This is a genomic window from uncultured Methylovirgula sp. (assembly GCF_947646745.1).
Taxonomy (GTDB): domain Bacteria; phylum Pseudomonadota; class Alphaproteobacteria; order Rhizobiales; family Beijerinckiaceae; genus Methylovirgula.
The window spans coordinates 1-21468 of sequence record NZ_CANSHK010000024.1; the positions used below are offsets into that span (position 1 = coordinate 1).

Annotated in this window: 17 protein-coding genes; 11 read left to right on the forward strand and 6 right to left on the reverse strand. The window is 63.0% G+C overall.

Annotation, left to right across the window (positions count from 1 at the left end):
• Positions 1-175: 175 nt before the first annotated feature.
• On the forward strand, positions 176-742 hold the full coding sequence (locus tag Q0025_RS08565; protein WP_297297993.1) for a universal stress protein: 567 nt from the start codon (positions 176-178) through the stop codon (positions 740-742).
• 5 nt (positions 743-747) lie between these two features.
• Here Q0025_RS08565 and Q0025_RS08570 read toward each other — a convergent pair whose 3' ends face one another.
• Positions 748-1116, reverse strand: coding sequence for a hypothetical protein (locus Q0025_RS08570; RefSeq protein ID WP_297297995.1), 369 nt, complete (start codon positions 1114-1116; stop codon positions 748-750).
• Between Q0025_RS08570 and glnT the strand changes: the two genes are divergently transcribed.
• Together glnT and Q0025_RS08580 are read left to right on the forward strand one after the other, a co-directional pair.
• Positions 1115-2416, forward strand: a complete 1302-nt coding sequence (gene glnT, locus Q0025_RS08575) for a type III glutamate--ammonia ligase (protein WP_297297997.1) — start codon at positions 1115-1117, stop codon at positions 2414-2416. The two genes, Q0025_RS08570 and glnT, sit on opposite strands and share 2 nt — an antisense overlap.
• A 179-nt stretch (positions 2417-2595) precedes the next feature.
• Positions 2596-3267 carry an XRE family transcriptional regulator gene (locus Q0025_RS08580; protein WP_297297999.1) on the forward strand — a complete coding sequence of 224 codons (672 nt, stop codon included), beginning with the start codon at positions 2596-2598 and terminating at the stop codon, positions 3265-3267.
• Here Q0025_RS08580 and Q0025_RS08585 read toward each other — a convergent pair.
• Complete coding sequence (locus Q0025_RS08585; RefSeq protein ID WP_297298001.1) at positions 3242-4252, reverse strand: GlxA family transcriptional regulator; 1011 nt, start codon at positions 4250-4252, stop codon at positions 3242-3244. The two genes, Q0025_RS08580 and Q0025_RS08585, sit on opposite strands and share 26 nt — an antisense overlap.
• 90 nt (positions 4253-4342) lie before the next feature.
• Between Q0025_RS08585 and Q0025_RS08590 the strand changes: the two genes are divergently transcribed.
• Genes Q0025_RS08590 through Q0025_RS08610 form a run of 5 tightly spaced genes read left to right on the forward strand, consistent with a single transcriptional unit; the run spans position 4343 to position 9900 of the window.
• Positions 4343-5593, forward strand: coding sequence for a sarcosine oxidase subunit beta family protein (locus Q0025_RS08590; protein ID WP_297298003.1), 1251 nt, complete (start codon positions 4343-4345; stop codon positions 5591-5593).
• Between the two features lie 6 nt (positions 5594-5599).
• Positions 5600-5866: a sarcosine oxidase subunit delta gene (locus Q0025_RS08595; RefSeq protein ID WP_297298005.1), complete on the forward strand. Its 267-nt coding sequence runs from the start codon at positions 5600-5602 to the stop codon at positions 5864-5866.
• Complete coding sequence (locus Q0025_RS08600; RefSeq protein WP_297298007.1) at positions 5863-8832, forward strand: sarcosine oxidase subunit alpha family protein; 2970 nt, start codon at positions 5863-5865, stop codon at positions 8830-8832. The genes Q0025_RS08595 and Q0025_RS08600 overlap by 4 nt, the downstream gene beginning before the upstream one ends.
• Entirely contained in the window at positions 8825-9409 is a 585-nt protein-coding gene (locus Q0025_RS08605; RefSeq protein WP_297298009.1) for a sarcosine oxidase subunit gamma, read from the forward strand. The genes Q0025_RS08600 and Q0025_RS08605 overlap by 8 nt, the downstream gene beginning before the upstream one ends.
• A gap of 44 nt (positions 9410-9453) precedes the next feature.
• A complete protein-coding gene (locus Q0025_RS08610; protein ID WP_297298011.1) occupies positions 9454-9900 on the forward strand; it encodes a GNAT family N-acetyltransferase in 447 nt (148 codons plus the stop codon).
• 39 nt (positions 9901-9939) lie between these two features.
• Here the strand turns inward: Q0025_RS08610 and Q0025_RS08615 are convergent, their stop codons facing one another.
• Positions 9940-11019 (reverse strand): hypothetical protein, encoded by a 1080-nt coding sequence (locus Q0025_RS08615; RefSeq protein ID WP_297298012.1) that lies wholly within the window; start codon positions 11017-11019, stop codon positions 9940-9942.
• 211 nt (positions 11020-11230) lie between these two features.
• Here Q0025_RS08615 and mtnA point away from each other — a divergent pair, with 211 nt between their 5' ends.
• Together mtnA and Q0025_RS08625 are read left to right on the forward strand one after the other, a co-directional pair.
• A complete protein-coding gene (gene mtnA / locus Q0025_RS08620; protein WP_297298014.1) occupies positions 11231-12328 on the forward strand; it encodes an S-methyl-5-thioribose-1-phosphate isomerase in 1098 nt (365 codons plus the stop codon).
• Between the two features lie 17 nt (positions 12329-12345).
• Entirely contained in the window at positions 12346-13839 is a 1494-nt protein-coding gene (locus tag Q0025_RS08625; RefSeq protein ID WP_297298016.1) for an amino acid permease, read from the forward strand.
• A 22-nt stretch (positions 13840-13861) separates the two neighbouring features.
• Here the strand turns inward: Q0025_RS08625 and Q0025_RS08630 are convergent, their stop codons facing one another.
• Complete coding sequence (locus Q0025_RS08630) at positions 13862-15280, reverse strand: glutamate synthase subunit beta (protein WP_297298018.1); 1419 nt, start codon at positions 15278-15280, stop codon at positions 13862-13864.
• A 63-nt stretch (positions 15281-15343) separates the two neighbouring features.
• Positions 15344-20092, reverse strand: a complete 4749-nt coding sequence (gene gltB, locus Q0025_RS08635) for a glutamate synthase large subunit (RefSeq protein WP_297298020.1) — start codon at positions 20090-20092, stop codon at positions 15344-15346.
• Positions 20093-20544: 452 nt separating this feature from the next.
• On the opposite strand from gltB, the gene Q0025_RS08640 reads away from it, so the two are divergent.
• Positions 20545-20943 carry a hypothetical protein gene (locus Q0025_RS08640; RefSeq protein WP_297298022.1) on the forward strand — a complete coding sequence of 133 codons (399 nt, stop codon included), beginning with the start codon at positions 20545-20547 and terminating at the stop codon, positions 20941-20943.
• A gap of 48 nt (positions 20944-20991) precedes the next feature.
• On the opposite strand, the gene Q0025_RS08645 is transcribed toward Q0025_RS08640, so the two are convergent.
• On the reverse strand, positions 20992-21468 hold the full coding sequence (locus Q0025_RS08645; RefSeq protein ID WP_297298024.1) for an Hsp20 family protein: 477 nt from the start codon (positions 21466-21468) through the stop codon (positions 20992-20994).

Here is a 21468-nt window from a genome sequence, read left to right on the forward strand (position 1 = left end):
GGGTCACCTTGCTCGCCTACCTGCCGCTCTATTGGTACCGAAAGATGGAAGACCGCCGCAAACCCGCGATCGAAGCCAATGCGACGTCGTAATCGCGGCGAATGCTGATGAAAAGCGATCGGCAGTTCGAAAGAGCTGCCGATCGGAATCTTTCCCAAACATTCGGTATTGCGTCATGACTCTGAAATTCACACCACACTTGCCGTGGAGCCAGCCACCGGAACCGCCGGACCCGCAGACCGCGGCGCCCAAATCGATCATGCTTGCGTCTGAAGGCAAGCCGGTCTCGACCGAGGCGATCGAATTCGCCGCACGCCTATCGCGAAACGCGAAGGCGCCCGTGCAAGTCTTCATGATCGCGAGAATTTGGGGCAGCAGCTTCGGCCTGCCTCACCCCGGCCTCATGCCGACAAAACGCGAATGGCAAGCGCAGCACGACAGTGTCGCGGAGACAGTGCGACAGTTGAAACGCCGCGGCGTCGACGCCACCGCCACCGTCGTCAGCACGCGCAATGCGTCTGGACGTATCTTGGCGGAGATCAAGCGGCGCGCGCCCGATGCCGTCGTCATGGCGGCGCCGCCGCCGCGCCACTGGTTCCTCGCCGGGCTGTTCTGGGATCAAGAGCCTTACCGCGTCCGCCGTCTGGCAGAACGGCCAGTGTATCTCGTTGTCGGAAACGCGATCGCCAAGCAGGCCAACGGCTCATCCAAGAAGAAGCGCGCAGATCGCCTGTTCGCCTGACGTGCTCACTTAAGTGAGCACGGTCTCGCCAAGTGGCCGCGAAGTCTTGCGCATGGAAAGCGGCGGCCTTTTTCTTTTCTTGTGAAGAAAAGTTTCTTCTTATTAGTTGACGGCAAAAAAAATTCACAATAGCTTTCTTCGCAAGCGAGGAATTCTCCATGCATCGCATTGTCGAGATTTTCCAGATTGGGATGCTGTCCGAGCGCGCGGAGCTCGACCTCCAGGTCGCGACTCGCAATACCGAAATTCCAAATAAGCGCAATTTCCAACCTGAGAACCCCGCCGCGTCCGCCGCCAAAACGACGGGCGTTATACAAGTGCCGCGTTTCGGCACGGGCCGGATTCCCGGTCAGTGAGGATGAGGAAAAAGACATGTCAAAAGATCTCGAGAAAATCGCCAAGGACCGCGGCATCAAATATTTCCTGATCTCGTTCACCGACTTGTTTGGAACTCAGCGGTCGAAGCTCGTGCCGGCAGAAGCGATCACCGCCATGGCGAAAACCGGCGCCGGTTTCGCGGGCTTTGCCACTTGGCTCGACATGTCGCCGGCCGATTCCGACATGTTCGTCATTCCCGATCCCGACAGCCTCATTCAATTGCCGTGGAAGAAGGAAGTCGGCTGGTTCGCCGGCAATCCGTGGATGGATGGCAAGGAAGTCGAGCACGCACCGCGCAATATCCTACGCAAGCAGATCGCCGCCGCCGCCGAGCAAGGCTTGCAGATGAAATCCGGCGTCGAATGCGAATTTTTCCTCATCTCGCCGAACGGCGATTGCATTTCCGATGCGGCCGACCTGCAGTCGAAGCCCTGTTATGACCAGACCGCGCTGATGCGCCGTTATGATGTGATCTCGGAAATCTGCGACAGCATGCTGGAATTGGGCTGGAAGCCCTACCAGAACGACCATGAAGACGCGAACGGCCAGTTCGAAATGAACTGGGAATATGACGAGGCGCTCAAGACCGCCGATCGGCACTCGTTCTTCAAATATATGGTGAAGTCGATCGCCGAGAAGCACGGGCTGCGCGCGACCTTCATGCCGAAGCCCTTCCCCAACCTCACCGGCAATGGGTGCCACGTCCACGTTTCGCTGTGGGAAGGCAACAAGAACGTCTTCGAGGACCCGAAGGGCGAACTTGGCGTCTCGAAGCTCGGCTATCATTTCCTCGCCGGCATCCTCGCCAATGCCGAGGCGCTGACCGCCATTACGAACCCGACGGTCAACAGCTACAAGCGCATTAACGGCACTGTCACGCTCTCCGGCGCGACCTGGTCGCCCAACACGATCACCTATACCGGCAACAACCGCACTCACATGGTGCGCATCCCGGAAGAAGGCCGCTTCGAATTCCGCCTCGCCGACGGCGCCGCCAATCCCTATCTGCTCCAGGCGGGCGTACTGGCGGCGGGCCTCGACGGCATCGCGCACGCGCGCGACCCCGGCAAGCGGCTCGACATCAACATGTATACGCACGGCCATCTGGTCGAAGGCGCCAAGAAACTGCCGCTCAATCTTCTCGATGCCTTGCGAGCGCTCGAGGCGTCGCCGATCTACGGAAAGGCCTTCGGTACCGAATTCGTGAACGCCTATGTGAAGCTGAGAACCGACAATTGGCACGAATTCATGCGCCATCTGAGCAAATGGGAGGTCGAGACGACACTCGACTGCTGACCACAGCATGGGGGTAAAGCACTGATTTTGAAGCCGCTTTACCGTGACGGCCCTGTTAAGGCCGGCGAGAGACTGTAAAAACTTGGGGGCAAGGCAGCCTTAGGTTCCTTGCCGCCGTGATCCGGCATAAGTTACAGTTGCTTTGGACTTATCGCCGCTCAATCTCGCCGGTTAAAACCATGGATCGCAAGACAAAATCCGCGGCTGCGGCAGTCGAAGATTCCGCCGCCGCAGTGCAAAAATTATTGACGGTCTCCAACGCGCCACCGGGCGAAGCGCGGAGTCTGGAACGCGCCATCGGCAGCCAGATTCGGCAATTGCGCCGGCGCCTCAACCTGTCGGTCGCCGATCTTGCCAATGCGGCGCAAATCTCGACCGGCATGATGTCGAAGATTGAAACCGGCCAGATATCGGCTTCGCTCGCTTCGCTGCAATCGATCGCCGCGGCGCTCAGCGCACCGATGACGGCACTCTTCGCCGCTTTCGAAGATCAGCGCGACTGCTCCTATGTGAAAGCCGATCAGGGCGTCGTCATTGAACGGCGCGGCTCCAAGGTCGGCCATATCTACCAGCTTCTCGGCCATGCGCTTGGCGGCGATATCGCGGTCGAACCTTATCTGATCACTTTGGAAAAAGAGGCGGCGCCATACACCGCCTTCCAGCATGCCGGGCGTGAATTCATCTATATGCTCACCGGCCTTGTCGATTACCGGCACGGTGACACGGTCTACCGGCTGGCCCCGGGCGATTCGCTGCTCTTCGATTCGAGTGCCATGCACGGGCCGGAGGCTCTGCTAGAATTGCCGATGACCTATCTGTCGATCATCATCTACCAGCGCGACCGGCCCTGATCGTCCTTTGCGCCTTCGTCCGCCGCTCCTGCGCCGGCGCATGGCCGAAACGCCGCTTATATTGCCGCGAAAAATGACTGGCGCTCTGGAAGCCGCTGGCGAGACCCACTTCCGCGACCGGCAGAACCGTCTGGCGCAAGAGCGTGCGCGCGCGCTCGAGCCGGATTTCGCGATAATGCCCGTCCAGCGTCGTATCGAGATGCTGGGCGAAGAGCCGTTCGAGCTGACGCACCGAAATGCCGGCTGCTTGCGCTAGGGCGCGGCGGCTCATCGGATGCTCGATATGGCTTTCGACCAGTTCCAAAGCGGTCAAGAGATGCGCATTGGCGGTATCATAGCGTTCTTGCAGCGAGCGGCGCTGCGCGCCGGTGCCGACGCGGATCTGTGTCTGCAAAAACCATTCGCTGACCTTGTCGGCCAAGGTGCGCCCCTGCTCGGCGGCGATCAACGCATGCATCATGTCGAGCGCCGCAATGCCGCCGGCGCAGGTCAGCCGGTCGCGGTCGATCTCATACAAAGAGCGCCGAAGCGTGAGCTGCGGAAAGCTCTCGCGGAAAGCCGGCACATGCTCCCAATGAATCGTGCAGCGATAGCCGTCGAGAAGCCCGGCGCGGGCGAGGATAAAAGGCCCTGCCGAAACACCCCCGATGCGCACGCCGCGCCGCGCCAGCCGGCGCAGCCATTGCAGCACGGCTTCCTGCGCGAATTCGGCTGAATTACTGCCCGCGCAAACGAGAAGCGTGTCGAGATCGAGATCGTCGCCGACACGGTGCTGCGTCCGTACGGACAGTCCGGCAGATGCCGCGGCCGCCGCGCGATCGACGCCGATCGTGACCCAATGATAGAGCGTCCGCCCGGCCAGCACATTGGCGGCGCGGAACGGCTCGATCGCCGAAGCGAAAGACATCAATGCGAAATCGTCGATCAGCAGAAAGCCGATCTTTCGCGGCTCAGACGGCAGCCCCAGCATGTCGTTTTTGATCATGAGAATGGCGCTTATGGACAAGATTACTGCCTTGTCTCGGCGCATGCTCCGCCGAAGTCAAGAGCGGCTCGTGCTGGGCGATTCATCCGGATGCACTATTCCTTTTTCTCCCTTCTCCAGAATGCCTTAACCGGCCATCGCGGCTGGACGCCGACGTGGCGCGATGCCGAGCCGAAGGGCGCCTATGATGTCATCATCATCGGCGCCGGCGGCCACGGCCTTGCGACCGCCTATTACCTCGCCAAGGAACACGGCATCCGCAACGTCGCGGTGCTGGAAAAAGGCTGGCTCGGCTCCGGCAATATCGGCCGCAACACGACGATCATTCGCTCGAACTATCTGCTGCCCGGCAATATCGTCTTCTACGAATGGTCGATGAAGCTCTGGGAAAGGCTGGAGCAGGACTTCAACTACAATGCGATGGTGAGCCAGCGCGGCGTGCTGAACCTCTACCATTCCGACGGCCAGCGCGACGTCTATGCGCGGCGCGGCAATGCGATGCGCCTGCACGGCGTCGATGCCGATCTTCTCGACCGCGACCAGGTCCGCGCCATGCTTCCCTTCCTCAATTTCGACGATGCGCGGTTCCCGATCCACGGCGGTCTCCTCCAGAAGCGCGGCGGCACGGCGCGGCACGACGCCGTCGCCTGGGGCTATGCGCGCGGCGCGAGCGATCGCGGCGTCGATATCGTGCAGAATTGCGAAGTGACGGGCTTTGTCATCGAGAACGGCCGCATCACCGGTGTCGAAACTACACGCGGCAAGATCCTTGCCAAGAAAGTCGGCCTCTCCGTCGCCGGCAATAGTTCGCGCGTGGCGGCGCTCGCCGGCATGCGGCTGCCGATCGAAAGCCATGTGATCCAGGCCTTCGTCTCGGAAGGCGTGAAGCCGTTGATCCCCAACGTCATCACCTTCGGCGCCGGGCACTTCTACATCAGCCAGTCCGACAAAGGCGGGCTCGTATTCGGCGGCGATCTCGACGGCTACAAATCCTATGCGCAGCGCGGCAATCTGCCGACGGTCAGGGACGTTTGCGAAGGCGGCGTCGCGCTCATGCCGATGATCGGCCGGGTGCGCATCCTACGCAACTGGGGCGGCATCATGGACATGTCGGCGGACGGTTCGCCGATCATCGATAAGACGCCGGTCGAAGGTCTCTATCTCAACGCCGGCTGGAATTACGGCGGCTTCAAAGCCGTGCCCGCCGCCGGCTGGTGCTTCGCCCATCTGATCGCGCGCGATGAACCCCACTCGGCTGCCGCGGCCTTCCGGCTCGACCGCTTCGCCCGCGGCGCCGTGCTCGACGAAAAGGGCCAAGGCCCGCAGCCCAATCTGCACTGAGGCACCATGCGAATCCCCTGCCCCTTCTGCGGTCCCCGCGACGTATCCGAATTCGTCACCCTCGGCGAAGCGACGGGGCCGCGCCCCGATCCCGCTGCGCCCGACGCGGCGGAGAAATTCTTCGCCTATGCCTATCTGCGTTCCAATCCGGCCGGGCCGAGCGAGGAACATTGGTATCACGCGCTCGGCTGCCGCTCCTGGCTGAAGGTCGTGCGCGACACCCGCACCCATGAAATCGAAAGCGCGGCGCTGGCGCGGGAGGGCGCGCGATGAGCAAACCGATGCGGCTCTCAAACGGCGGCCTGCTCGACCGGCGCCGCGAGATCACCTTCACGTTCGACGGCAAGCCTTACGCGGGCCATCCCGGCGACACACTCGCCTCGGCTTTGATGGCGAACGGCGTCAACCTCGTCGGACGCTCGTTTAAATATCATCGGCCGCGCGGCATTTTCACCGCCGGACCGGAGGAACCGAACGCGCTGGTCACTTTGCGCAACGGCTCCCGGCGCGAGCCCAATACCAAGGCCACCACGGTCGAGCTCTTCGACCGCCTCGTCGCGACGAGCCAGAATTGCTGGCCCTCGCCGCGCCTCGACGTGCTGTCCGTCAATCAGCTGTTCGCGCCGCTCTTCGTCGGCGGCTTCTATTATAAGACCTTCATGTGGCCGGCGTCCTTCTGGGAGAAGGTCTATGAGCCGGCAATCCGCCGGGCCGCTGGCCTTGGCATGGTCAGCCGCCTGCCCGATCCCGATCATTACGAGCATGCAACAGCCTATTGCGATGTGCTCGTCGTCGGTTCGGGACCCTCGGGGCTTTCCGCAGCTCTGGCTGCAGCCCGCACCGGTGCGCGGGTCATCATCTGCGAAGAAGATTTCCGCCTCGGCGGCCGGCTGCTATCGGAACCGCACGAGATCGATTCGATGCCCGCCGTCGACTGGGTGGCGGGTGTTGAAGCCGAACTCACCTCGCTGCCAGAGGTACGCATCTTCCGCCGCACCTCGGTCTTCGGCGTCTATGACGGCGGCACCTATGGCGCGCTCGAACGCGTCTCCGATCATCTGCCGCAGCCGGGACTGCATCAGCCCCGCCAACGTCTTTGGCAGATCGTTGCGCGCCGCACGATCAATGCCATGGGTGCGATCGAGCGGCCGATCGTCTTCGGCGGCAATGACAAGCCGGGCGTCATCCTCGCCTCGGCGCTGCGCACTTACGTCAACCGCTTTGCGACGGCGCCGGGCCGCAAGATCGCCTTCTTCGTCACCTCGGACGATGGCTGGCTCACGGCGCAGGACGTGCTGAAGGCCGGCCTCCCGATCGAGATCGTCGTCGATGCCCGCGCCCATGTCGCCGACGCCTTGACCCGGCCGCTGTCGCGCGCCGGCGTCCGCGTTCTTCTCGACGCCGTCGTCTCGGACGCGCATGGGCGACCGGGCCTCAAACATATCGAGGTGCGCAAAGACGACAAAATCCTCCAGTTCGAGGTCGACGTGCTGGCGGTCTCCAATGGCTATAATCCGCAAGTCGGGCTGACGACGCATCTCGGCGGCAAGCCTGTTTGGTCGGAAGAATGCGGTGCCTTCGTGCCAGGCGAGCTTCCGCCTGGGATGCAAAGCATCGGCGCGGCCGCCGGCGATTTCGCTCTCGCCGCTTGCTTGCGCGCCGGAATGCAAGCGGGCCGGACGCTTGCCTCGGATCTCGGCTTTGCGTCTGCCCCGGCCGCGGTTCCGCGCGCCGATGACGAGCCGTGCGCGGTGTCGCCCGTTTGGCACGTCGAACATCGCGGCAAGGCCTTTGTCGACCAGCAGAACGATGTGACCGCCAAGGACGTCGCGATCGCCAATCGCGAGGGTTTCCGCGCCGTCGAGCATTTGAAGCGCTATACGACGCTCGGTATGGCGACCGAGCAAGGCAAGACCTCGAGCGTCACCGGCCAAGCCTTGATGGCGCATTTGACCGGCCGCACGATGCACCAGGCCGGGACGACGCGCTTCCGGCCGCCGCATGTGCCGGTCGCCATCGGCGCCTTCGCCGGCCCGCATGTCGGCAAACACTTCAAGGCGACGCGCTATTGCGCCGGCCACGACTGGGCGCTCGAGAACGGCGCGACGATGATCGAAGCGGGCCAATGGCTGCGGCCGCGCTGGTTCACCAAGCCCGGCGAGACGGATTGGTTCGAAAGCGTGACGCGCGAGGTGAAGACCGTGCGCGCCGCAGTCGGCATCTGCGACGTCTCGAGCCTCGGCAAGATCGAGATCCACGGCCGGGACGCGGGAGCCTTTCTCGACCGCGTCTATGTCAACATGTTCTCGACCCTGCCGGTCGGCAAGGCGCGTTACGGTCTGATGCTGCGCGAAGACGGCATCGTGCTTGACGACGGCACCACGGCGCGTCTCGGGCCCGAGCAATATGTAATGTCGACGACCACCGGCAATGCCGGCAAGGTGATGCAGCATCTCGAATTCTGCCATCAGGTCCTGTGGCCGGAGCTCGATGTGGCGATGGCCTCGGTCACTGAGCAATGGACGCAATATGCCGTCGCCGGGCCGAAATCGCGAAAAGTTCTCGAAACTCTGCTGGGCGACAGGTTCGACGTCTCGAACGAAGCCTTCCCCTTCCTCGCTTGCGCCGAATTTTTCTGGGGCGACGTGCCGGTGCGGCTCTATCGCATCTCCTTCTCCGGCGAGCTCGCTTACGAGATCGCCGTGCCGGCCAATTACGGCGACAGCCTCATCCGCGCGCTCATGCGCGCCGGCGCGGAATTCGGTGCGGTGCCCTATGGCAGCGAAGCCCTCGGCGTGCTGCGCATCGAAAAGGGCCATGTCTCGGTGCCGGAACTCAACGGCCAGACGACCGCGGCCGATCTCGGCCTTGGCAAGATGCTCTCGAAGAAGAAAGATTTCATCGGCCGCGTCTTGGCCGAGCGCCCGGCTTTGACCGATCCCGACCGGCCGAGCCTCGTCGGCTTCAAGCCGGTCGATCCCGGCCAGCGTCTGCGCTCCGGGGCGCATTTCCTGGCGATCGAGGCGGCCGCGACGGCCGAGAACGACGAGGGCTATATGACCTCCGTCACCTATTCTCCGCATGCCGGCTGCTGGGTCGGCCTCGGTCTTCTCAAGCATGGTGCGGCGCGCATTGGCGAATATGTCCGCGCCTACGATCCGGTCCGTGAAGGCGATGTGGAGGTCGAGGTCGTCTCGCCGATCTTCGTCGATCCCGAAGGGAAATGGCTGCATGAGTGAGGTGCTCACCTTCCGCTCGCCTTGCGCGGGCGCCTTGAAAGACATTGGCGTGGCGGCGACGCCCGGCGTCAGCGTGCGCGAAAGGAGCCCGCAGATTGCGACCGTCATTGCACGCGGCGCGATCGCGGATTTCGCGGCGCGACTGAAGGCCTCGTTCGGCGTCCAATGGGTCGAAGGCAGCAAAGTCAGTTCCGGCGGCGGCCTCGTTTTGGTCGCGACGGGGCCGCGGGCTTGGCTCGCCTTGCGTGATGCAGGGAGCGAAAATCTCGCGACGTCGCTGGGCGAAGGCCTCGGCGAGACCGCTGCCGTCATCGAACAATCGAGCGGCTATGCCGTGCTGCGCATCGCCGGCGAGAAGGCGCGGGCGACCTTCGAGAAAGGTCTCGGCATCGATCTGCACCCGCGCGCCTTTGCGCCCGGCGATGCGGCTTCGACCTCTTGCGCCCATCTCAACGTTGTCATCTGGCAGGTCGACGGCGCGCCGACCTATGATGTCGCCGTGCCACGCAGCTTTGCCGCCGCGTTCTGCCATTGGCTGATGGAAAGCGTCGCCGAGTTTGGACTTAAAGTTCTCTAGGCTCGGGACCTCTTCATTCGGCCTGAAACGTCACGGCCTTGCCGATGAGCGATGTGATCAAGATCCGCGAGGCCAAACGATCGGATGAGGTCGATTGGCACAGTCTGTGGGCTGGCTACAATGCCTTCTACGAGACCAACGTGTCCCCGGACATTACCCGGCGGACCTGGGAACGCATCCTAGACCCAAGCTCCGCTATTTTCGCGCGGATTGCCGAGAGCGGCGGGGACGCAATCGGCTTCAGCCTCAGCGTCCTGCACGAGGGGACTTGGGTCGCTTCGCCGATATGCTATCTGGAAGACCTGTTCGTCGATCCAGCTTGGCGTGGCAAAGGCGTCGGCAGGAAACTGATTCAGGATTTGGTCGATCTTGCCGCGGAACGCGGTTGGTCGCGCCTCTATTGGCATACGCGCGCAAATAACCCCGCACGGCACTTGTACGATGAATTCGTCAAAGCCGACGATTTCGTCCGCTATCGGCTGCAATTCTGATCGCCGCGACGTAAGCGACAGCGATTGAAGCGCTATTATCTATTCGTGATCGTAATCGACATAGCCGCGGCTCGTCAGCACGATCCAGCCGTCACCGCGCCGCTGGATTGAGCGCACCGTACCGGCGCCCGGCAGGACGTCGCCCGGCACGACTTCGACGGCGCCCTGCGGTCCCTCGATCAAAGCGATGCCGTGATAGACGTCGCGCACGACCCAATCGTTGATCGGCGCGGGCGCACGGCGGGGCGCCTCCGCGGACGCCAGAGTCATCGGATCGGCGCGCGGCGCATCCGAGGCGGGAATTGTGCCGGTCGCATCGCCATCGGGGCCCTCGTTGCGTGCCTCCCGGTCAAGCGTCGCTTGGACCGCTTTGGCATCGAGACGTGCCGTGTGCGCCTTTTCGGCCGCGGCGACATGGGCATGGTCGAGCTTGGCGGTGAGCTGCGCAATTTCCGCCTTGGCCTCGGCCTTCTCGGCATCAAGACTGGCCTTGACCCCGTCGAGGCTCTTTTTGAGGCCGCGGATTTCGTCCGGTGCCGCCTGGAGGGTGGCGAGCCGCGCCTGCAATTTGTGAACCTGATCGGTCAGGGCCAAATTATCGCGGCGCAGATCGGCGAGCGCATTATCCGCCGCTGCGGGCGCAGGTGCCGCCGCAGCGGGTGCCGGTGCGGCAGTCGCGGGATGCGGCGCCAGCGCGGCCAGATGAACGCTCGGCCAGGTCAGGCTCGGCATCGACAGGCCAGGAATGGAGAGATAGCGGCTGCCGGCCGCATAGGCACCCCCCGCGACGATCAGCACGGCCGCGGCCCGCAGCATAGTGCTCGTCCACGAACTGCGCTTGACACGCGCCGTCCCGCCCAAAGGTTCGCCGGCAGCGAAAGCACCGCCGAACTTGTCCTTCCTTGGAGGCAGGATCACCAGCGCCGAGCTCGGGATTGGCGCCGTTTTCGGCGGCTCCGGCTTCTTGGCTTCGCTGTTTGCCCCAGGAACCTTGGCCTCGAACGGTGTCAACGCCTGCGCGCTGCTCTTCTGGGCATCAGGTGCGGCATCGGCCGCGCTCTCGCTCGCGGGCTCGGACTTTTTATCGTCGAAAGCGTGCGGATCGGCTGAGGAATCCATGGCGCAGGTCCCGGCGGCAGATTAAGACAGTCAAAACGTTGCACGAGATTTCGTTAAAAGCTTGTTGAAGACTCGGCATTTCATCGGCCGAAGGCCGGTGATTTGCGACATTGCACACAAGGCGGCGCGGGCCTTGCTAGTTCTTGCCAATGGATGTCAAAGCGCCAAACTCGACCGAATCCACCCGAACCGCCCGTTCCTCAGGAGTTCCATGGTCGTAAACGGCACGCCCACCCGCACTATCTGGCCTGCCGCGGACGGTCGCGGCGTCATGATTATCGATCAAACGCGTCTGCCGCACGAATTCGTGATCGCGGAGCTGGCGACGCTCCTCGATTTCGTCATCGCCATCAAGGACATGAAAGTCCGCGGCGCGCCGCTCATCGGCGTCACGGCCGCTTATGGCTTGGCCATCGCGCTGCGCGAGGACCCAAGCGACAGCGGTCTTGCCCAGGCCAGCGCAAAGCTCAACGCGACGCGACCGACTGCCGTCAATCTCGCCTGGGCGCTCGGCGTGATGGCCGCGACGCTCTTGCCTTTGCCTCCGGCGGAACGCGCCGCCGCCGCCTTCGTTAAGGCCGGCGAACTGGCCGATGGCGATGCTGCGATCTGCGATTCAATCGGCATCAACGGTCTCGCTCTGATCGCCGCGATTGCCGAACGGAAGCGGCGCGTGAACATCCTTACCCATTGCAACGCCGGCTGGCTCGCCACCGTCGACTGGGGCACGGCGACGGCGCCGATCTACAAAGCGCAAGAAGCCGGTATCGACCTGCATGTCTATGTGGACGAGACGCGGCCGCGCAACCAGGGCGCCTCCCTCACCGCCTGGGAGCTTTCGCAGCAAGGCATCCCACATCAGGTGATCGTCGATAATGCCGGCGGCCATATCATGCAGCATGGCGGCATCGACCTTGTCATCGTCGGCACGGATCGGACGACCGCGACCGGCGACGTCTGCAACAAGATCGGCACCTATCTCAAAGCGCTCGCAGCGAAAGACAATGACGTGCCCTTCTATGTCGCGGCCCCCTCGTCCTCGATCGATTTCGCCATCGCCGACGGCCTGCAGGACATTCCGATCGAGGAGCGCAGCGCCCGCGAAGTTACCCACATGCGCGGCCGCACCGATGATGGCCGGCTCGAGACGGTGCGCATCGTGCCGGACGGGAGCGGGGCTGCCAATCCCGCCTTCGACGTCACGCCGGCGCGGCTTGTTACCGGCCTCATCACCGAACGCGGCATTATTCCGCCGCGCAAGGAGGCCTTGGCCGCCGCCTTTCCAGACCGGCTCGTACCGGTAGAATAAGCGATTTGGGGGAGCCGATGACCGATCTCTTTGCCTGTAAGCCGCTCGCAGTGCTCGAAGCCGAAGCCGCGAATGTCGAAGTTCAAGGCATCACCGCGCACGGCAGCCCGCCACTGAAACGCACTCTGACGCTGCCGAGCCTCATCGCCATCGGCATCGGCGGCCTCATCGGCGCAGGCATTTTCGTTCTCACCGGGCATGCCGCCGCCGAATATTCCGGGCCGGCGATCGCCCTGTCCTTCATTTTATCTGGCTTTGCCTGCGCGCTCGCCGGTCTTTGCTATGCCGAATTGGCCTCCGCCGTCCCGATCGCCGGAAGCGCCTATACCTATGCTTACGCGAGCATGGGCGAATTCGTCGCCTGGATGATCGGCTGGGACCTGATTCTCGAATATGCGCTCGGCTCCACCACGGTCGCGATCGGCTGGTCCGGCTATGTGGTGAGCTTCCTCACCGATCTTCACATCCACATTCCGGCGCTCTATGCGAGCGCGCCCTTTGTTTTCGATCCTACGAGCGGACATTGGTCACATACGCATGCGATCTTCAACGTGCCGGCGGCCCTCGTGATCGGCGCGATGAGCACGCTGCTCGTGCTCGGTATCCGTGACTCGGCGATCGCCAACAATGTAATCGTCGCGATCAAGCTCACGATCATCGTGCTCTTCATCCTCGTCGGCGCCTTCTTCTTCAGCACCGCGAATTGGGTGACGGCGGGCAATCCGCACGGCGCCTTCATCCCGCCGAGCGCGGGGCCAGGCCACTACGGCTGGGGCGGCGTGCTGCGCGGCGCCGGCGTCGTCTTTTTCTCCTATATCGGCTTCGACGCGATCTCGACCGCGGCCCAGGAGGCCGTCAATCCGCAGCGCGATATGCCGCGCTCGATCCTCGGCTCGCTGTTTGTCTGCATGGTTCTTTATGCGCTGGTCGGCTTGGTGATCACCGGCATCATGCCGTACGATAAATTGAATGTGCCGGATCCGATCGCCGTCGGCGTCGATCATATCGGCTTCGGCTTTTTCGCGCCGATCGTGAAATTCGGCGCCATTCTCGGCTTGAGTTCCGTCGTCCTGGTGCTGTTGCTCGGGCAATCGCGCATCTTCTATACGATGGCGCATGACGGCCTGCTGCCGCCCCTGGCGGCGCGTGTGCATCCGAAATTCCGCACGCCTTACATTACGACGATCACAACCGGCATCGTCGTCGCGCTTCTCGCCGGCCTTGCACCGATCGGCCTCGTCGGCGAACTCGTCTCAATCGGCACGCTCTTCGCCTTCGTCATCGTCTGCCTCGGCGTGATGATTTTGCGCTTCCGCCATCCCGACATCGAGCGCCCGTTCCGGACGCCCGCCGTTTTCGTCGTCGGGCCCCTCGGCGCTGCCGCCTCGCTGCTTTTGATGGTCGGCCTGCCGGCCGATACCTGGGTGCGGCTTGGCGTCTGGCTCGTCATCGGGCTCGCGATCTATTTTTTCTACAGCCGCAAGCACAGCCGTCTGCGAAAGAGCGCGTAGCTCATAGTCCGCGTCGCGCGGATCACCGCGGCAGAACGCTCGATCCCGTCAGGAACGTATCGACCGCCTGCGCCGCCTGCCGCCCCTCGCGGATCGCCCAGACGACGAGAGACTGGCCGCGGCGCATGTCGCCGCAGGCGAAGACCTTGTCGAGCGACGCTTGGTAATCCTTCACATTGGCTGCGACATTGCCGCGGCCGTCGAGCTTGACGCCGAGCTTCTCGAGCAAGCCCTCGTAAATCGGCGAGACGAAGCCCATCGCCAGCAGCACGAGATCGGCCTCGATGGTGAAGGTGCTGCCGGGAATTTCCTTCATCTTCTCGTCGACACGGATGCAGACGAGCTGCTTGACGACGCCGTTCTCGCCGCGGAATTCCTTCGTCATGACCGCGAAATCGCGCTTTGCGCCTTCTTCGTGGCTCGAGGACGTGCGCAGCTTCAGCGGCCAATCCGGCCAGGTGAGGAGCTTGTTTTCCTTTTCCGGCGGCATCGGCATGATTTCGAGTTGCGTGACGCTCACCGCGCCCTGGCGGACCGAAGTGCCGATGCAGTCGGAGCCGGTGTCGCCGCCGCCGATAACGATGACGCGCTTGCCAGCGGCGAGAATCGGCTGGTTGGTGTGGAACGGCTCACGGCTGACGCGCCGGTTCTGCTGCGGCAGAAAGTCCATCGCGAAATGGATGCCGGCGAGGTCGCGGCCGGGGATCGGCAGATCACGCGGTTTTTCCGCGCCGCCGGCGAGCACGACCGCATCGCAATCTTCAACGAGGTTCAGCGGATCGAGATCGACGCCGACATTGACCCCGCCGTGAAAATTCACGCCCTCCGCCTCCATCTGCTGGATGCGGCGGTCGATCAGATGCTTCTCCATCTTGAAGTCGGGAATGCCATAGCGCAGCAGGCCGCCCATCTTCAGATGCTTCTCGAAGACGTGGACATCGTGACCGACGCGGGCGAGCTGCTGCGCGCAGGCAAGGCCCGCAGGCCCCGAACCGATGATGCCGATCTTCTTGCCGGTGCGGCGCTCCGCCGGCTCCGGCTTCACCCAGCCTTTGGCGAAGGCACGATCGACGATGGCGCATTCGATCGTCTTGATCGTCACCGGCTGGTCGGTGAGGCTCAGGGTGCAGGCCGCTTCGCACGGCGCCGGGCAGACGCGGCCGGTGAATTCCGGAAAATTGTTGGTCGAATGGAGATTGCGCGCGGCCTCCTCCCAATCCGACCGGTAGACGAGATCGTTCCAGTCTGGGATCTGGTTATTGACCGGGCAGCCGTTGTGGCAATAGGGAATGCCGCAATTCATGCAGCGCGCGGCCTGATCCCTCGTCGCTTCCTCGGAAAGCGGGATCATGAATTCCTTATAATTGCGGATGCGGTCAGAGGCCGGCGCATAGCGCCGGTCGCGCCGGTCGATCTCCAGGAAGCCCGTAACTTTGCCCATATCAGCCCCGAACCGGCCCGCCTCGCGGCGGGCAAACCAATGATTGGTCAAACCCTATGACGTTTATTCGCCGGCCGCCGCAAGCGTCGGCGCGTCCTGCTCCTGCGCCATCAGCTCGGCCAACGCACGGCGATATTCGACCGGCATCACCTTGCGGAATTTGCCTTTATACTCATCCCAATTGTCGAGGATGAGACGCGCCCGCGCCGAGCCGGTGTAAGCGGCATGATTGCTGATCAACTGATACAGGCGCTCGGCATCGAACCGCGTCATGTCACGCATGACGTCGACACGGCCGTGGAAGTCGAGATCGCCGCCCTGGTGATAGCTCTCCTGCATCTTCTCTTCTTCGGCGACAACCGGCTCGAGTTCGACCATCGCAAGATTGCAGCGTTGGGCGAAATCGCCCTCTTCGTCGAGCACATAGGCAATGCCGCCCGACATGCCGGCAGCAAAATTGCGCCCCGTCTTACCGATGACGACGACGATGCCGCCGGTCATATATTCGCAGCCGTGGTCGCCGGTGCCTTCGACGACCGTGATCGCGCCGGAATTGCGCACGGCAAAGCGCTCCCCGGCGACGCCGCGGAAATAGCATTCGCCGGCGATCGCGCCGTAAAGCACCGTATTGCCGACGATGATCGATTCTTCCGGCACGATCGGCGATTGTGCCGGCGGATAGATGATGATCTTGCCGCCGGACAGGCCTTTGGCGACATAGTCGTTGGCCTGGCCTTCGAGTTCGAGCGTCACGCCCTTGGCGAGCCAAGCGCCGAAACTCTGTCCCGCCGTGCCCTTGAGTTTGATATGCACGGTCTCATCCGGCAGGCCGGCATGGCCGTAGACGCGGGCGATCTCGCCCGACAGCATCGTGCCGGCGGTGCGGTCGCTGTTGCGGATCGTCGTTTCGATCTTGACCTTGGCGCCGCGCTGAATCGCCGGCTGCGCCTCGGCGACGAGCTTATGATCGAGAACTTTCTCGAGCTCGTGGTCTTGCAGTTCCGAGTGATAGATCGCCTCGGGGCTCGCCGCCGCCGGCTTATGGAACAATTTCGAGAAGTCGAGGCCCTGCGCTTTCCAATGCTCGACGACCTTGGCGCGGTCGAGCATCTGCATCTGGCCGATCATCTCGTTGAAGCTACGATAGCCGAGCTTGGCCATCCATTCGCGCACTTCCTCGGCGACGAAGAAGAAATAATTGATGACATGCTCGGGCTGGCCGACGAAGCGCTTGCGCAGCACCGGGTCCTGCGTCGCGACGCCGACCGGACAGGTGTTGAGGTGACACTTGCGCATCATGATACAGCCGGCGGCGATCAAGGGCGCGGTGGCGAAGCCGAACTCATCTGCGCCGAGCAGCGCGCCGACCACGACATCGCGGCCGGTACGCAAGCCGCCATCGACCTGCACCGCAATGCGCGAGCGCAAGCGATTGAGCACCAGCGTCTGATGCGTCTCGGCGAGGCCGATCTCCCACGGCGAACCGGCATGCTTGATCGAAGTCAGCGGCGAAGCGCCGGTGCCGCCTTCGAAGCCCGAGATCGTGACATGATCGGCCTTGGCCTTGGAAACACCCGCGGCCACCGTGCCGACGCCGATCTCCGAGACGAGCTTCACCGACACGTCGGCGCGCGGATTGACGTTCTTCAGATCGTAAATCAGCTGCTTCAAATCTTCGATCGAATAAATGTCGTGGTGCGGCGGCGGCGAGATCAAGCCGACGCCCTGCGTCGAATGACGCACTTTGGCGATGACCGCATCGACCTTGTGGCCGGGCAATTGGCCGCCCTCGCCGGGCTTGGCACCTTGCGCCATCTTGATCTGCATCATGTCGGCGTTGACGAGATATTCCGCCGTCGCGCCGAAGCGGCCGGAGGCCACCTGCTTGATCGCTGAGCGCATCGAATCGCCATTCGGCAGCGGCTTGAAGCGATCGGCTTCTTCGCCGCCCTCGCCGGTGTTCGACTTGCCGCCGATGCGGTTCATCGCAATGGCGAGCGTCGTATGCGCCTCGCGCGAGATCGAACCGAAGGACATGGCGCCGGTCGCGAACCGCCGCACGATCATCGCCGCAGGCTCGACTTCATCGAGCGGCACCGGCGTGCGGCCGTCTTCCTCCGCGCCGCGGATGCGGAACAGGCTGCGGATCGTCAGCGGCCGCTCGCTTTCCTCATTCAGAAGCGCCGCATAGGACTTGTAAGTCTCGGCCGAATTGCTGCGCACGGCGTGCTGGAGCAGCGAAACGGACTGCGGCGTCCAGGAATGCGCCTCGCCGCGAATGCGATAGGCATATTCGCCGCCGACATCGAGGGCGTTGCGCAGGACAGGCGAATCGCCGAACGCATCCTGATGCCGCCGCGCCGATTCCTGCGCGACCTCCGTAAGGCCGATGCCGCCGATGCGCGTCGCCGTGCCGGTGAAATAACGCGCGACGAAGTCTTCCGCGAGGCCGACCGCATCGAAGATCTGCGCGCCGCAATAGGATTGATAGGTCGAGATGCCCATCTTCGACATGACCTTCATGAGGCCTTTGTCGATCGACTTGATGTAACGCTTCACGGCCTCGTGGCCGTCGACGTCGTCGGGAAGTTCCTCGGCGAGGGCGTTCAAGGTTTCGAAGGCGAGATAGGGATTGATCGCTTCCGCACCATAGCCGGCCAAAAGCGCGAAATGATGCACCTCGCGCGCCTCCCCCGTCTCGACGACGAGGCCGACCGACGTCCGCAAGCCTTTGCGGATCAGATGATGATGCACCGCGGCCGTCGCAAGCAGCGAGGGGATCGGAATCCGGTCCGGCCCGACGAGGCGGTCCGACAAGACGATGATCGTATAGCCGCTCGTGATGGCCTGCTCGGCGCGCTTGCAGAGCCGGTCGAGCGCCTCCGCCATGCCTTCGGCGCCCTTGTCGGCGCCATAAGTCACGTCGAGCGTGCGCGTGTCGAACGTGTCCTCGACCATGCCGATGTTGCGGATCTTTTCAAGATCGTCGTTCGACAGGATCGGCTGCTTGACTTCGAGACGCTTGCGCATGGCATTGCCCTCGCGGTCGAAAATGTTCGGCCGCGGCCCGATGAACGAGACCAGGCTCATGACGATATCTTCGCGGATCGGATCGATCGGCGGGTTCGTCACCTGCGCGAAATTCTGCTTGAAATAGGTGTAGAGCAGCTTCGACTTCGACGACAGCGCCGAGATCGGCGTGTCGGTGCCCATCGAGCCGACGGCCTCTTGGCCGGTCTCGGCCATCGGCTCCATCAACAGCGCAATGTCTTCCTGCGTATAGCCGAAGGCCTGTTGGCGATCGAGCAAGGATACATCGCCGCGGGTGGCGCGCACGGCGGCAGCCGCAGGCGGCAATTCCTCCAGCTTGATCTGCGTGCGCGCCAGCCAATTGGCATAAGGCGCCTGCTTCGACATCTCCGCCTTGATCTCGTCGTCCGAAATGATGCGGCCCTGTTCGAGATCGACGAGCAGCATCTTGCCGGGCTGCAGACGCCATTTGGTGACGATTTTTTCTTCCGGAATCGGCAGCACGCCGGCTTCCGACGCCATCACGACATAGCCATCGTCGGTGACGACATAGCGCGCCGGCCGCAAGCCGTTGCGGTCGAGCGTCGCGCCGATCTGCCGTCCGTCGGTGAAGGCCACCGCCGCCGGGCCGTCCCACGGCTCCATCAGCGCGGCGTGATATTCGTAGAAGGCGCGCCGGCCCTCATCCATCAACGGATTGCCGGACCAAGCCTCCGGGATCAGCATCATCATCGCATGCGTCAGCGAATAGCCGCCGCGCACGAGGAACTCGAGCGCATTGTCGAAGGAGGCCGTGTCCGACTGGCCATTGTAGGAAATCGGCCAAAGCTTCTTGATGTCGTCGCCGAACAAAGGCGAACTGACCGAAGCCTCGCGCGCGGCCATCCAATTGTTATTGCCGCGCACAGTGTTGATCTCGCCGTTATGGGCGACCATGCGATAGGGATGGGCGAGCTGCCAAGTCGGGAACGTATTGGTCGAGAAGCGCTGATGCACCAAAGCAAGCGCCGACTCGAACAGCGGATCCTGCAAATCCTTGAAATATTCGTCGAGCTGCGTCGCCAGCAGCAGGCCTTTGTAGACGATCGTGCGCGACGATAGCGAGACTGGGTAGAAGCCTTTGGTACGCGGATCGTTCATCGCCAGAACGGCGTTCGAAACCTCCTTGCGCAGGATAAACAGGCGCCGCTCGAATGCGTCGTGATCGGCCCCGGCCTGCCCGGCATTGAGCCCGCGCTGGATGAAGATTTGCTTGATGACGGGCTCGGTGGGCTTGACGCTTTCGCCGAGCCCGGAGGAATCGACCGGCACGTCGCGCCAGGCGAGCAACGTCTGCCCCTCAGCGGCAACGATCGATTCGATCAGCGCTTCGATCTTGCCGCGGATTTCGGCATCGCGGGGCAGGAAGATCAGCCCGGCGGCATAGTCGCCGGCGGCCGGCAGATTGAAGCCCAGCTTGGCCGCTTCGGCGGCGAAGAACCGGTGCGGCATCTGCACAAGCATGCCGCAGCCGTCGCCCGCCTTCGGGTCCGCCCCCACCGCGCCGCGATGGTCAAGGTTGAGAAGGATCTCCAGGCCCTTGCTGATGATGTCATGCGACTTCTGATTGTGCATGTTGGCGATAAAGCCGACACCGCATGAATCATGCTCGCGCTCCGGATCGTACAGGCCCTGCGCGGGCGGCAGCCCCGGGTCGAGGCCGGGGGCTGCCGAAAGCCGGTCTTTCGCCGCCTCGTGCCCATGATCCGACCCAATCCGCTGATGCTTTCCTGCAGCCGTCATGCTCCGTCCCCAAAACTCAAGCCGGGTCGAACTCGCCCAATATTTGAGAATGCCCGCCGCAACCGGCATTGTGCCTGAAAAATGCTGGAAACGTGCCAGCATTCTGAAAGGTCAACAAAGCTGTCCTATCGACGCGGTGCGACTTTTTCAAATTTGTAGTGAAAACACAAGCACACTTTGCTCGGGAGGGCAAAATATCGCCGCCAATCTACGCCCCCGGCGAACCGATCTTGCGCCGGCCGAACGCGCCTCAAAATTCACCTCGATTCCCGCGGCGGTTTAGGCCGCTGCCCTGCCGCAATCCGCGCCGACTTTCGCCGAAATTCTTGTAAAGGTTCAGGAGAGCTCCGTGCTCGATGGAGGATATCATGGCTGGCTCTGACGCGGCACGCGCGAACCGAACCCTCCGCGCATCGAAACACGCCTCATCGGCCGCCGGCGCGATTGTTCTTATGCTCAGCGGCGCAATGTTTCCCGCCGCGCCGGCGCAAGCGCAATATGGTCCGCCGCCCTGGGCCTATCAATATTATCACGGCGATTATCCGCCGCCGCCCGGACCACCCGGCGACGAAGGCCCGCTTGCCGGGCCGCCTGGATATTACGCGCCAAGCTTCACCGTCGCAGACATCCGCCGCCGCGTCGCGCGGCTCGGCCTGCATCTCGTCGCCAAGCCGAAACGCAGGGACAATATTTACCTCGCGGAAGCCGAAGACCCGAACGGGGTTGCCTATCGGCTGGTCTTCGATGCCGAAGCCGGACGCTTGATCCAGAACACTAAGCTGCCGCCGCTCAAGAAAAAAATTGCGGCGGGAAAACCCGCCGCCGCTGCTGGCGGCGTCGGCGGACAATAAAGGGCGCCGGTTCAGGCGCCCTTCTCTGCTGGTCCGCAAACTGAAGCGTTAAGCAGCTTTGGGAGCCGTATCGCTCTCGACGGCCTTCGGCCCGGCCTTGCCGATCGGAACCTGGCGGGGCTTCTGCGCCTCCGGCAGTTCGCGTACGAGATCGACATGCAGCAGCCCGTTCTCAAGGCTCGCGCTTTTCACATAGACATGGTCGGCGAGCTGGAAGCGGCGCTCGAAGGCGCGCGCGGCGATGCCCTGATAAAGAACATCCTTCTTGGCGGCATCGCTGTCGATCCGAGCTTCCTTGGAGCCGCGGATGAGCACGCTGTTTTCCCGGCTCTCGACCGAAAGTTCATTCTCGGCGAAGCCGGCGACGGCGACGGAGATGCGATAGGAATCCTCGCCGGTGCGTTCGATGTTATAGGGCGGATAAGACGGAACCGCTTCGAAGCCGGCGGCTTGGTCGACGAGATTGAACAGACGGTCGAAGCCGATGGTCGAACGGTAAAGCGGGGTAAGGTCTAACTGTCGCAT